At 68.6% G+C, this 12,811-nt stretch carries 9 protein-coding genes and 2 pseudogenes; 4 read left to right on the forward strand and 7 right to left on the reverse strand.

The annotated features are described in order from the left end of the window. Nucleotides 1-142 precede the first annotated feature (142 nt). The 4 genes and pseudogenes from ACFV6V_RS00540 to ctaD form a co-directional block, all read right to left on the reverse strand. The gene (locus tag ACFV6V_RS00540) at nt 143-877 is read right to left on the reverse strand and encodes a dienelactone hydrolase family protein (protein ID WP_385556884.1); all 735 of its coding nucleotides are present in this window, start codon (nt 875-877) and stop codon (nt 143-145) included. Between the two features lie 218 nt (nt 878-1,095). Next, nucleotides 1,096-2,487: pseudogene (locus ACFV6V_RS00545) on the reverse strand (ABC transporter ATP-binding protein); the annotation flags it as partial. A gap of 206 nt (nt 2,488-2,693) precedes the next feature. Further along, nucleotides 2,694-3,035: a hypothetical protein gene (locus ACFV6V_RS00550; RefSeq protein WP_385556888.1), complete on the reverse strand. Its 342-nt coding sequence runs from the start codon at nt 3,033-3,035 to the stop codon at nt 2,694-2,696. After that, entirely contained in the window at nt 3,032-4,753 is a 1,722-nt protein-coding gene (gene ctaD, locus ACFV6V_RS00555) for a cytochrome c oxidase subunit I (protein ID WP_385556891.1), read from the reverse strand. Before ctaD ends, ACFV6V_RS00550 begins: the two co-directional genes overlap by 4 nt. A gap of 440 nt (nt 4,754-5,193) precedes the next feature. Here ctaD and ACFV6V_RS00560 point away from each other — a divergent pair, with 440 nt between their 5' ends. Beyond that, nucleotides 5,194-6,102 (forward strand): PI-PLC domain-containing protein, encoded by a 909-nt coding sequence (locus tag ACFV6V_RS00560; RefSeq protein WP_385556894.1) that lies wholly within the window; start codon nt 5,194-5,196, stop codon nt 6,100-6,102. A 73-nt stretch (nt 6,103-6,175) separates the two neighbouring features. After that, nucleotides 6,176-7,348: an SUKH-4 family immunity protein gene (locus tag ACFV6V_RS00565; RefSeq protein ID WP_385556897.1), complete on the forward strand. Its 1,173-nt coding sequence runs from the start codon at nt 6,176-6,178 to the stop codon at nt 7,346-7,348. A gap of 99 nt (nt 7,349-7,447) precedes the next feature. On the opposite strand, the gene katG is transcribed toward ACFV6V_RS00565, so the two are convergent. Next, a complete protein-coding gene (gene katG, locus ACFV6V_RS00570) occupies nt 7,448-9,679 on the reverse strand; it encodes a catalase/peroxidase HPI (RefSeq protein ID WP_385556899.1) in 2,232 nt (743 codons plus the stop codon). A 371-nt stretch (nt 9,680-10,050) separates the two neighbouring features. On the opposite strand from katG, the gene ACFV6V_RS00575 reads away from it, so the two are divergent. Then, nucleotides 10,051-10,461, forward strand: coding sequence for a Fur family transcriptional regulator (locus ACFV6V_RS00575; RefSeq protein WP_385556902.1), 411 nt, complete (start codon nt 10,051-10,053; stop codon nt 10,459-10,461). A 149-nt stretch (nt 10,462-10,610) separates the two neighbouring features. Then, entirely contained in the window at nt 10,611-11,231 is a 621-nt protein-coding gene (locus tag ACFV6V_RS00580) for a hypothetical protein (protein ID WP_385556905.1), read from the forward strand. Between the two features lie 14 nt (nt 11,232-11,245). Here the strand turns inward: ACFV6V_RS00580 and ACFV6V_RS00585 are convergent. Then, nucleotides 11,246-11,746, reverse strand: a pseudogene (locus tag ACFV6V_RS00585) (RNA-guided endonuclease TnpB family protein); the annotation flags it as partial. 249 nt (nt 11,747-11,995) lie between these two features. Next, nucleotides 11,996-12,811 (reverse strand): MIP/aquaporin family protein, encoded by an 816-nt coding sequence (locus ACFV6V_RS00590; protein ID WP_385556908.1) that lies wholly within the window; start codon nt 12,809-12,811, stop codon nt 11,996-11,998.

A 12,811-nucleotide genomic window follows, 5' to 3' on the forward strand; every position in this document is an offset into this window, starting at 1 on the left:
GCCGCCGGGGCCCGGCACCGGTGCGCGGCCAAAACGCCGTCGGGTGGCACCACCCGTTGCTGCACCCGCGAGGCATCCCACCGCCCACCGCCCCTCTGGGCCACGGCCCCCTCTCGCCGCGTCTCAGAGCTGGCGGCGGTGGTTACGAACCGAGATGCCGGGCGAAGAACCGCATCGTGCTGTCCAGCTCGAACGCCGGAACCTCACCGTGCTTGCCAGGGTTGGCGTGCAGTGTCTTCTCGCCCGATGCCAGGGCGTCGAAGAGCGCCAGGCACTGATCCCTCGGCACCCGCTCGTCGTCCCACTGGACCAGGAACTCCACCGGGACGGTGATCCGCGCGGCGGCATCGGCCGATGCCAGGGCCCCGCCCAGGCCCAGTACCGCGGCATGCACCCGGGGTTCGGCGGCAACGAACGGGACGCCGAGTCCGCATCCCAGTGACACGCCCCAGTAGCCCACCCGGCCATGGCCGACGTGCTCGCACTGCTGGACCGCGTCCAGCACAGCCCGCCACTCCGGGACGGTCTGGCGGGCGACGAGCGCCTGGAAGCCGGCGATCAGCGGGGCCGGGTCCACCCCGGCTTCCATACGAGCCTGGTTCTCGGTCGCGATCCGGTCGTACTCCTCGTGCTTCGGCCGGTCGCCATGACCGGGCACGTCGACCGCCGCAACCGCGAAACCGCATTCGGCCACGAAACGGTGGGCGCGGTGCACGATTTCGGGGTCCTTCTTGTGGCGGCCACCGCCGTGTCCCATCAGGATGAGGGGACGCGTTCCGGCGGCGCCTTCCGGCGTCCAGAGCACGCCAGGTATCTCGCCGAGGGTGAAGAGTTGTTCGCGGACGCCTTCGAACGACGTCTCAGAGGTGAAGCGCATAGCGTTTCGCCCTTTCGGGATGCCTTCTGCGGGCACTCCCTAGGCCATGCGAAGGAGGGAGTCCCGACCTGTCGAAGTGTTGATCGGTCTCACCTCCTTGGTTCGCAGCAGTGCACGGCGAGGTGACGATATCAGCAACTCCCGGCCCGTCGGCGGCGTGCCGGGGACTGGTGGCCGGAGAAGGAGCGACGACGCACAGGGGAACTCGAGGAATCGGCCTAACAGGACAGGATGCTGGTCGTGGGAACGTCGACGACGTGCGCGGCCAGCCGTGCGTACATACCGCACCGGGCGATCAGTTCCGCATGTGTGCCCTCGTCCACCAACCGCCCGTCCGCCACGACAAGCACCCGGTCCGCCTCGGTTGCGAAGCTCAGATCGTGGGCGATCACGATCGTGGTACGCCCGGCCGTCAGCCGCCGCAGTGGCTGCTGGATCCTGCGCGCTGACACCGAGTCAAGACCGCTCGTCGGCTCGTCGAGCACGAGGACGGGTGCGGCGCGCAGCATCGCGCGGGCGATGGTGATCCGCTTGGGCTGACCGCCCGACAGGGCGGCCGTACCGGGGGCTATCCCGGTTTCGTATCCCTCGGGCAAGTCCACGATGAACTCGTGCGCGGCTGCGCCGACGGCGGCCTGCCGGATCTCGTCGTCGCTCGCACCGGGGCGTCCGGCTGCGATGTTCTCGCGGATGGTCCCGCTCAGGATGAGGGTCTCCTGCGGCAGCAGGGTCACGTTGTCCCGCAGGAAATCGAGCGACAGCCGGGGCAACGCGACCCCGTCGAGGCAGACGGCGCCTTCGGTGGGGTCGTAGAACCGGGACATCAGCCGGGCGAGCGTGGACTTGCCTGCCCCGCTCGGTCCGGTGACCAGGAGCAGTTCACCGGGACACGCTGAGAACGTCATGTTCCGCAGCGAGGGCCGCTCAGCACCTGGGTAGCTGAAGGAGGCGTCGTGGAAGGAGACCCAGCCGCGCACCGGCCATGCACCGACCGGCTGGTCGGGGTCGGTGACGGCGGGGCGGGCCGCCAGGATCTCGTTGATGCGGTCGGCGACCGCGGTGGCCGCCGTGAGGGTCAGTCCGAGCTGGCCGAGGTTGCGGATCGGCGGGTAGAGGTAGCCGATGTACGCGGCGAAAGCCAGCAGCGCTCCCAGGGACATCCGCCCCTCGGCGATCTCCCAGGGGCCGACCCCGATCACCGTGAGCACGCACAGCGTCTCGACGACCTCGACAAGCTGTTCGTACTTCTCACTGGCCCGCGCCCCGCGCACGGAAGCCCGCAGCCATCCGCGCGCCTCGCGGTCGAGCCGCCTCTCCTCTTCGCGCCGGCGGTTGTACGCCTGGGTGAGGACGATGTTGCCGAGAGACTCCTCGACCACGGAGGTGATCGCGCCGTCCGCGGCCCGCTCGTCCTGGGACGCCGACTTGACGCGGCCGAAGAAGCGGCGTGCAGCCAGCCAGAAGAGCGGGGCCAGTACGAAGGTGACGAGCGCGAGGTCCCAGCGCAGAGAGAAGGCCGCGCAGGCGTAGAACACCGCGGAGATGGCAGCGGATACGGTGCCGACAAGCCCGGAGACGGCCATCTGCTCGATCGCCTCGACGTCACCGGAGGAGTGCCGTAGCCGGCGTCGTGTGCCCGCTGGGGACTACGGGACAGCCCCTGGGTGATCCCTGGCTGCCACGCCAGGGAACCGATGCCACGTGCGTCGACACGGGGCAGCGGCACGACGACGCGCTCCGCCACAAGCGCGGCAGTGTGCCTACGACGGGACACTGGGGCCGAAGGTGATGGGTCCCCGCGGAGCCCGGCCCGGGCTCACCGGCGCAGCAGCTCCCCGACCGTGAGCAGGAGGAAGCAACCGCCGAGGCTGAGGGCGATGGTCCTGCGGCGCAGATTCTGGTAGCGCGTCTCGTACTCCAGGCGCAGCTCGACGCACCGGTTGGCGATACGGCGGGTGACCGCCTTGGACATGTCCACGCGGGCCCGCGTGTACTGCTCCTCGAGCTCTCGGCGCTCGGCGGTGGTGAGCCAGGGCAGCGTTTCGCAGAAGGCGGTGGCCTCCCTGCGTGCTTCCGCGAGTTCGGCCTGCCAGTAGAGGTAGCCGTCGAGCCGGCGCAGCCCGTCCCTGACCCCCTCAGAGGGAGAGGAGCTGCTCACCGCAGCTCTCCGCCAGGTCCGCTCAGGCGCCGCTCGGCTTCCCCGCCGGACTGGATCTCCGCGAATTCGGGGTGGTGCATGTCGAACGCAGGGGATTCGGAACGGATCCGCGGCAGGGTGACGAAGTTGTGCCGCGGCGGCGGGCAGGAGGTCGCCCACTCGAGTGAACGGCCGTAGCCCCACGGGTCGTCGACCTCGATCTTCTTGCCGTACTTCTCCGTCTTCCAGACGTTGTAGAAGAACGGCAGGATCGACAGACCCAGCAGGAACGAGCTGATCGTGGAGATGGTGTTCAGCAAGGTGAAGCCGTCGGCGGCCAGGTAGTCCGCGTAACGGCGCGGCATGCCCTCGGCGCCCAGCCAGTGCTGGACCAGGAACGTGCCCTGGAAGCCGATGAACAGCGTCCAGAAGGTGATCTTGCCAAGCCGCTCGTCCAGCATCTTGCCCGTGAACTTCGGCCACCAGAAGTGGAATCCGGCGAACATCGCGAACACCACGGTGCCGAAGACGACGTAGTGGAAGTGCGCGACGACGAAGTACGAGTCGGAGACGTGGAAGTCCATCGGGGGCGAGGCCAGGATGATCCCGGTCAGCCCGCCGAAGAGGAATGTCACCAGAAATCCGGTGGCCCACAGCATCGGGGTCTCGAACGACAGTGAGCCCTTCCACATGGTGCCGATCCAGTTGAAGAACTTCACCCCGGTCGGTACCGCGATCAGGAAGGTCATGAAGGAGAAGAACGGCAGCAGCACGGCCCCGGTGACGAACATGTGGTGGGCCCACACGGTCACGGACAGTCCGGCGATCGCGATCGTCGCGGCCACCAGGCCGATGTAACCGAACATCGGCTTGCGGCTGAAGACCGGGACGACTTCCGAGATGATGCCGAAGAACGGCAGGGCGATGATGTACACCTCTGGATGCCCGAAGAACCAGAAGAGATGCTGCCACAGCAGGGCGCCACCATTGGCCGGATTGTAGATCTGGGCGCCGAACTTGCGGTCGGCCTCCAGCGCGAACAGGGCGGCGGCCAGCACCGGGAAGGCGAGCAGGACCAGCACACCGGTCAGCAGCACGGTCCAGCAGAAGATCGACATGCGGAACATCGTCATGCCCGGAGCGCGCATGCAGATGATCGTGGTGATGAAGTTGACCGAGCCGAGGATCGTGCCGAAGCCGGAGAAGGCCAGACCCATGATCACCATGTCCGCGCCCACGTTGGGCGTGTGCTGGGCGTCCGAGAGCGGCGGGTACATGAACCAGCCGAAGTCCGGTGCGCCGTTCGGGGTGAGGAAGGCGGCGAGCGCGATCAGCGAGCCGAAGACGTAGAGCCAGTAGGCGAACATGTTCAGCCGGGGGAAGGCCACGTCGGGGGCGCCGATCTGGAGCGGCATGATCCAGTTCGCGAACCCGGCGAACAGCGGTGTCGCGAACATCAGCAGCATGATCAGGCCGTGCATCGTGAACGCCTGGTTGAACTGCTCGCTCGACATGATCTGCATACCGGGGCGCGCCAGCTCCGCACGCATGAACATCGCGAAGAGTCCGCCGACGCAGAAGAATCCGAACGCCGTGGTGATGTACAGGGTGCCGATGGTCTTGTGGTCGGTGGTGGTCAGCCACGTCACCACCACGTTCCCGGGCTTCCTGGACCGGAGCGGGACCTCGTTCTCGTACGCGTCGTCAACCAGGTCGCTGGGTTGGGTCTTGGGATGCATGGCGACGCGGGCTCCTGGCTGACTCGGCCTCGGCGCCGACCTCACGTCATGTCGATCGGGTCAGCGCACACTTACGATGCCTTTCTCCCCCACACAGGACGTGAGCCCTTCCATCCGGCGCCCACATGTCACCCGATGGGAGACGCGGAATGGGTCACTTGGAGGACAGGTCCCGGCACGGGCATCCCGAGACCGCACGCCGACCGAACCCGTCCGTGGGGCAGCGCTTTGGCGGCCCGCGCGCTACCCTCCGGCGCATGATTGGCATGAGCATGCTGCGACTCTGCCGGCCCGCCTACGTGTGCCTCCTCCTGCTGGGCCTCCTGGGCACGACGATCACCGCCACCGCCGCACCGGCTTCGGCCACGGTGGCGACCCCTTCCCTCCCTTCTCCGGGTTCTCCGGGTTCTCCGGGTTCAGGTATCTCAGGCCCCATGGGCATGACCACGTCCGCCGCCGCGGCCGCGCGCTGGGGCGACCGCAGGCTCGACGAGGTCACCTTCCTCGCCACCCACAACTCCTTCACCAACTACGAGGACTCCCGCTGGAGTTCGGTGAACCAGGCCGAGTCGGTGCGCGCACAGCTCGACAACGGCGTGCGCGGGCTGAGCCTGGACACACACTGGTACGAGCGCAGCACGTGGCTGTGCATCATCAGCTTCGGCAGCGACTGCTACCCCAGTGACGTGTACCTGTGCCATGGCGACTGCAAGACCTTCGCCGGCATCACCTACGCCCTGCCACGGCAGTCCTTCCACGGCACGATGCAGACCGTGGTGGACTTCCTGGCCGGCCATCCCGAGGAGGTGGTGACCATCTTCCTGGAGGACTACGTCAGCGCGGAGCAGCTACGCCATTCCCTGGACAGGGTGAGAGGCCTCTCCGAGCTACTGGTCAGGCCCGACGAGTGGGGCGTACGCCAGCACGGGTGGCCGAAGGTGGCCGATCTCGTCACGGCGGGCAAGCGGCTGCTGATCTTCTCGGACCGGTCCGACCGCGAGCAGCTCGGCGTCATGCACGACAGGTCCTGGACGGTGTCCAACTACTGGAGTCTCGGGGACCTGGGCAACGACCTCACATGCGTCAGCCGCTGGTCGGATGTGCCCCTGGACCGCCAGGAGCCCGGATTCCGGCGGCTGTTCACCATGAGCCACGACCGCAATGTGCCCACGGTCCTCACAGCCGCCCTGGACAACGGCAGCAAGCTGAGGAACCGCATCGCCGAGCAGTGCCGGCCCGCGGCCGGAGGCCGCAACCCGAACTTCGTCTCCGTCGACTTCCACCGGCTGTCGGACAGCGGCGGACACACCCCCGCCTCGGTCGTCGCGGAGCTCAACGCGGGCCCCTGAGGCGGTGTGCGCCGGATCGATCCACGTGCCCCTCACGGCACCGCGTACGGTCATCGACGTGAGAAGGCAGAGCATGGACACCTCATCGACGGCGCACCGCACCTGGCGGCTGGCCACGCGGGCACTGCCGGAGGGGCTGGCCCATGAGCCGAGCCGTCAGTTCCTGGTCGAGCAGGGGCTGCCCCGGACCGCTGCCGACCTCGACTTCAGTGTGCTGCACGGCGGTAGCTTGGCGCCCTTCACCACCCGTGGCGGTGAATCAGTGGGTGACGGAAGGCTGTTCGTGCTGGGTTCCACCGACTACTGCGGCAGCCGGGTGGTGCTCGACGGTATGACCGGCGAGGTGCTGCTGGCCGCTTGGGGTACGCCCCGAACTGCAGACCCCCTCGCCACCTCGCTGAACGCGCTGGCGGAGCTGATGGACATCTGTGAGTGGGTATCGGATTCGGCGCAGCAGCCCGACGCGTACGAGGGGCGGCGTGGGCCGAATGTCGTGGCCGAGGTGATCGAGGCCGCCGCGGCGCGGCTGTGCGCGGCCGATCCGGCGCTGTTCGACGCCGAGTGCGCGCCCGCGCACTGGCGCACCTGTCTGCTGGTGCGTTCCCTGACCTGGGGTGCCCGGCCGGGATCGGCGGACGGCCTGGCATACGAGTTCGGCGCGGACCTGGTGCGGGACCTCGCGCGATTGGACGGCGAGGGCGAGGTGCGCCGCTACCGCCAGGATGAGCTCCCTGGGCAGCTCACCCACGAGCCGACCCGGAGGCTGCTCACCGAGGTAGGGCTGCCGCTCGGTGGCGCGCTGTTCAGCGTGGATGACGAGCCGCTGCACACCATGGCCGAGGCCCACCCACGCACCTTCAGCGGCGCAAGCGGCCGGGACCATCAGCGGGACTTCCTCGCCATCGGATGGTGGCCGCACGACCTCGTGGTCGCGCTCGACGGCGCCACCGGACGGCTGGAGCTGCCGGACTGGTACGGCGCCGGCAAACCCGCGTGCTACCTGAACCGGGACCTGTCGGCGCTGCTGTACGCCTACTGGGTCTATGAGCGGCTGCGCGCGGAGTGGTATCGCTGGGACAACGGCGCCGCCGCGGACGCCTGGGAGGTGTTCGATCCGTTCGCCCTGCTGAGCAGCCGGGTCGACACCCTGGTCGAGGCGGTGGACCCGGAGGCGTTCCGGACTCCGGACCACTCATGGCGCATGCTCGCGGAGGATCCGTACACCGGTGGGCTGCTGTCCCACTGAGCCGTCCGTCATCCGGATCAACGCCGACTGCCCAAACGCCGACTGCCCACCGGAAGACCTCCGGTGGGCAGTCGGCGTTCAGCCGTTCACTCGTCGCGGTCAGACGAGGTCGAACCGGTCGAGGTTCATCACCTTGACCCACGCCGCGACGAAGTCGTGCACGAACTTCGCCTTCGCGTCATCGCTCGCGTAGACCTCGGCGAGCGCGCGCAGTTCGGAGTTCGATCCGAAGACCAGGTCGGCCCGGGTACCGGTCCACTTGGCCTTGCCCGTGACGGCATCACGGCCCTCGAAAGTGCCTGCGTCCTCGGATGTGGCCTTCCAGGTCGTCCCCAGGTCGAGCAGGTTGACGAAGAAGTCGTTGGTCAGCACCCCGGGGGTCGCGGTGAGCGCACCGTGCTGCGACTGCTGGTGGTTGGCGCCCAGCACACGCAAACCGCCCACGAGGACCGTCAGTTCGGGTGCGCTGAGGGTCAGCAGGTTGGCCTTGTCCAGCAGCAGGTACTCGGCCGGCAGCCGGTTGCCCTTGCCCAGGTAGTTGCGGAAGCCGTCGGCGGTGGGCTCCAGCGCGGCGAACGCCTCCGCGTCGGTCTGGTCCTGCGAGGCGTCCGCACGGCCCGGTGTGAACGGGACCTCGATGTCGAAGCCGGCGTCCTTGGCGGCCTTCTCGACACCCGCGCCACCCGCGAGCACGATCAGGTCGGCGAGCGAGACCTGCTTGCCGCCGGTCCGGGCGGAGTTGAAGGTCTGCTGGATGTTCTCCAGGGTGCGCAGCACCGTCGCCAGCTGGTCGGGGTCGTTGACCTCCCAGCCGCTCTGCGGCTGGAGCCGGATACGCGCGCCGTTGGCGCCGCCGCGCTTGTCGCTACCACGGAAGGAGGACGCGGAGGCCCAGGCCGTGGACACGAGCTGGGACACCGGCAGACCCGAATCGAGGATCTGGGACTTGAGTGCGGCGATGTCGGCGGCGTCGACGAGCTCGTGCGTCACCTCGGGCAGCGGGTCCTGCCACAGCAGCACCTCGGACGGGACCTCGGGGCCGAGGTAGCGCGCGACCGGGCCCATGTCGCGGTGGGTCAGCTTGTACCAGGCCCGCGCGAAGGCGTCCGCGAACTGGTCCGGGTTCTCGAGGAAGCGCCGCGAGATCTGCTCGTACACCGGGTCGAACCGGAGCGAGAGGTCGGTCGTGAGCATCGTCGGGGCGTGGGTCTTCGACGCGTCGTGGGCGTCGGGTACGGTGCCCGCGCCCGCGCCGTCCTTGGGGCGCCACTGGTTGGCCCCGGCGGGACTCTGGAACAGCTCCCACTCGTGGCCGAACAGGATCTCCAGGAAGCTGTTGTCCCACGTCACCGGGGTGTTGGTCCAGATGCCCTCGAGACCGCTGGTGATCGTGTCACCGCCCTTGCCGGTGCCGTGACTGTTCCGCCAGCCGAAGCCCATCTCCTCCATCGGCGCGGCCTCCGGGTCGGGGCCGACGGCGTCCGCGGGGCCCGCCCCGTGGGTCTTGCCGAAGGTGTGGCCGCCGGCGATCAGCGCGACGGTCTCCTCGTCGTTCATCGCCATCCGGCGGAACGTCTCACGGATGTCGCGGGCGGCGGCGATCGGGTCGGGGTTTCCGTTCGGGCCCTCCGGGTTCACATAGATGAGACCCATCTGGACCGCGCCGAGCGGGTTCTCGAGCTCCCGGTCACCGCTGTAGCGCTCATCTCCGAGCCAGGTGGTCTCGGGGCCCCAGTAGACGTCCTCGTCGGGCTCCCAGACGTCCTCGCGGCCTCCGGCGAAGCCGAAGGTCTCGAAGCCCATCGTCTCCAGGGCGACATTGCCGGCGAGGATCATGAGGTCGGCCCACGAGAGGCTCTGGCCGTACTTCTTCTTGACCGGCCACAGCAGTCGGCGGGCCTTGTCGAGGTTGCCGTTGTCAGGCCAGCTGTTCAGCGGCGCGAAGCGCTGCTGGCCGGCACCGGCACCGCCGCGGCCGTCGCTGATCCGGTAGGTGCCGGCGCTGTGCCAGGCCATCCGGATGATGAACGGACCGTAGTGACCGAAGTCAGCAGGCCACCAGTCCTGCGAAGTGGTCAGCACATCGGCGATGTCCCGCTTGACGGCCGGGAGGTCAAGGCTCTTGAACGCCTCGGCGTAGTCGAAGTCCTCGCCCAGCGGGTTGGACACGGCCGGGTTCTTGGCAAGGATCCTCAGATTGAGCCGGTCCGGCCACCACTGGCGGTTTCCCCCGCCCTGCGTCGGGTGCGGCGCCCGCCCATGGGCAACCGGGCAGCCTCCACCACCCTCATTCTTTGCGTCTGCAACGATTGCATCATGATTCTCGGACATGGGAATCCTTCCGGACGGGGCAAATCACGTGCTCAGGAACTACGGGCGGTGGGCACTAGGGACCCGGAACTCGAATCCGGCGGACAGCCTCGGACTCGCCCGGCACGGATCCCGCCACGACGAGCACACGGAGAGCTACGCGCACGATATGGAGGGGACGCATGACCTGCGCGATCGCGGCACCGGTCCCGTCATGTCTCAAATCTCCTGCCGTACTGGAGCCTACTGCTCTCTTGGCTAGCACCGGAACCGATCCTACAATGGACAGTGTCCAAGTCAAGAAGTATGCCTAACCCATATCCAGTCAGAATCCAGACATGCACAGGTAAACTTGGAGCGCCCCACCGAGCCCCGAATAGGTGAACTGATTCATGAGCGACCTGCTGGAGCGACTACGAGCGCGCGGCTGGCGCGTGACCTCCCAGCGGCGTGTCGTTGCGGAGGTCCTCGACGGCGACCACGTACATCTCACGGCCGACGAGGTGCACGCCCGTGCGGCACAGCGACTGCCCGAGATCTCCCGGGCGACCGTCTACAACACCCTGGGTGAACTGGTGTCCCTCGGTGAGGTCATAGAGGTGTCCACCGAGGGCCGTGCCAAGCGCTACGACCCCAACGCGCACCGGCCGCACCAGCACCTGGTGTGCTCACGATGCGGCACGATCCGCGACGTCCATCCCCTCGGCAACCCCCTGACCGACCTTCCGGACGGGGAACGGTTCGGCTTCACGGTGTCCGAGGTCGAGGTCACTTACCGAGGGCTCTGCCCGTCCTGTGCCTGACCGGCGGATGAGGCCGCCTACGGCGTTCGGATCGCATCCGTTCGATGCCGTGTGGTGGGTTTCTGCCCGTAACCCGGCCGACCGCGGTGCCGTCCCACGGCCCCCCTGTAGAAGGGAGTTCGCTGCTCCAGTGCCTATAGGGGGAAACCATGAAGCGCACCACCCGCGGCCCGCTGTCGCGAACCGCCGCGGCCGTCGCGCTCGCCGCGCTCTGCCTGCTGTCGGCCGGGTGCGGGAGTGACGGCGGCGGGGAGTCCGGTGACTCCGGTGGCAGTTCTTCCGGCGCCTCATCGCCGGGCTCGGACAGCTCGGACGATTCCGGCACCGCCTCGGACGCCTCCGGCGGGTCGGACGACAGCGGCGGCGATGACAGCAGCGGCGACGACGCACCGGGCACGGACGGAGACGAGGACACCCGCCCGTCCGGTGGCGGCTCCGGCGACGACAACGGCCCGCGCCCGGCCGAGGAGCCGGTGGGCAACTGCGCGTCCTACTCGCTGCCGGCCTCCGACCAGTCGCCCAAGTCCTTCTCCAGCGGCAGCACGAACATCAGCCTGCGGCGCGGCTACGACGTCTCGGCGCAGGTCGTCGAGGCCACGTCGGACGACGGCCGCTACAGCGGTGAATACAGCCTGATGAGCGGTGACGCGTCCTTCTACGACGGGCAGATCACCGTGTCCATCGAGTACGAACTGGTCACGGGGTTCGACGGACAGGTCACCAGCGAGCCGGTGCAGAAGGCTCATGTATGCGGGTGGACCGAGGATTGACATCCTCTCCGCCCTTAAGGGACGGAGATTCCCGCCTGCCTGCCGGTGGTCACCGGCTGGGGCTTCGGGTTGGTTCGTGTTCCTCCGCGCTGTGCCGGGACGAGTCCCGGTCTTACCCGCGCTCCGCAGGCTGATACCGCCAGTCCGGCGGCCTTGGCGACGTTGACCGCCGCGTTGATGTCTCGATCGAGGACGGTCCCGCAGGCTCTGCACGTCCACTCTCGGACGTGGAGGGGCTTGGGGCCGTCATTGACGCCGCAGGCCGAGCAGACCTGCGATGTCGGCTCGAAGCGTCCGATGCGGTGGAAGGTCCGGCCGAACTTCGCGGCCTTGTATTCCAGCAACGCGACGAATGCGGACCATCCGGCGTCGTGCACGGACTTGGCCAGCTTGGTGCGGGCGAGTCCCTTGACCGCCAGGTCTTCCATTGCGACCGCTTGGTTTTCGCGGATCAGCTTGGTGGAGAGCTGGTGGTGAAACTCGCGTCGTGCATCGGCGGTCCGTGCGTGGGCGCGGCGACCAGAAGAGGCTCATCTGAACGTCACCCCGGAGGCGCAGCGAACTCCGGCGCTCCGCGCCTTTGAGCCAACGATGGCCTTCACCCCCGCCCTAAAGGGCGGAGCACCGGCCAAGATCAGAGGTAGACCCGTCACTCAGCCCCGGGCGGTGGCCTCCGCGGCCTGCCCCGCGTACGCCGGGGCGCGGCACGGCGAGCGGCAGTGCCGGGCAGGGCCTCGACCGGGCTGTCCTCGGCAGGGAAGAGGTCAGCCTTTGCGGTCGAGTGGCGCGCCCTCGGCGGCATTGGCTTCCGCGGCCGTGGCCGAACCCCGCAGGATCCGCGTGACGCACACCGCGAGGGCGGCCCCGGCCACCGGGCCGATCAGATAGACCCACCAGGTGGACAGGTCCCCCAAGGCCACATCGGGTCCCAGGCTGCGGGCCGGATTCATGGAGGCGCCGTCGAAGGGGCCGCCCATGGTGCCCCAGGCCAGAATGTAGGCGCCCACGGCCAGGGGCACGAACGGCCCGTTGAGCTTGGGCCCGTCGGCGAGGCACAGGACTATCAGCACCAGGCCGAAGGTGATGACGGCCTCGAAGGCGGCGGCCTGCCAGGAGAGGCCGGGTTGGGGCCTGGTCGCGGCGAGGTGGCCCGCGGGGCCGAAGAAGCCCCGCGCCAGCAGGGATCCGCCGATCGCCGCGGCGAACTGGACGATCCAGTAGGCGCAGGCCATCCGGAGGTTCATGTCGCGCCGCAGTACGAACCCCAGGGTCATGGCCGGGTTGAAGTGGGCGGAGATGTCGCCGAGGAAGTACACGGCCACGAGCAGCCACAGTGCGGAGACCAGGGACAGGACGAGGACGACCTGCCAGGGTTGGAGGCCGCTGCCGCCGTAGCGGGCCAGGATGGCGGCACCTCCGGACAGGACGAAGGTGAGCCCGGCCATTCCGATGAACTCGGCGAGCAGGCGCCGTAGCCGGTGGTCGGGGTTGGTCCAGTCGGCATAGCCGCGCGGGCCCACGGATGCGATCAGGGCGGCCTTGCCGACCGGGCCTGCCGCCCCGGGCTGCGGGGAGCTCAT

The organism is Streptomyces sp. NPDC059828, assembly GCF_042731955.1.
In the GTDB taxonomy this organism is placed as follows: Bacteria; Actinomycetota; Actinomycetes; order Streptomycetales; family Streptomycetaceae; genus Streptomyces.

Bases quoted from the DNA above. Each gene is read 5' to 3' on its own strand.
- ACFV6V_RS00540 (WP_385556884.1), bottom strand. From the start codon at position 877: ATGCGCTTCACCTCTGAGACGTCGTTCGAAGGCGTCCGCGAACAACTC.
- ctaD (WP_385556891.1), bottom strand. From the start codon at position 4,753: ATGCATCCCAAGACCCAACCCAGCGACCTGGTTGACGACGCGTACGAG.
- ACFV6V_RS00580 (WP_385556905.1), top strand. From the start codon at position 10,611: ATGAAGCGCACCACCCGCGGCCCGCTGTCGCGAACCGCCGCGGCCGTC.
- ACFV6V_RS00590 (WP_385556908.1), bottom strand. From the start codon at position 12,811: ATGAGCTCCCCGCAGCCCGGGGCGGCAGGCCCGGTCGGCAAGGCCGCC.
- ACFV6V_RS00575 (WP_385556902.1), top strand. From the start codon at position 10,051: ATGAGCGACCTGCTGGAGCGACTACGAGCGCGCGGCTGGCGCGTGACC.
- katG (WP_385556899.1), bottom strand. From the start codon at position 9,679: ATGTCCGAGAATCATGATGCAATCGTTGCAGACGCAAAGAATGAGGGT.
- ACFV6V_RS00565 (WP_385556897.1), top strand. From the start codon at position 6,176: ATGGACACCTCATCGACGGCGCACCGCACCTGGCGGCTGGCCACGCGG.
- ACFV6V_RS00560 (WP_385556894.1), top strand. From the start codon at position 5,194: ATGACCACGTCCGCCGCCGCGGCCGCGCGCTGGGGCGACCGCAGGCTC.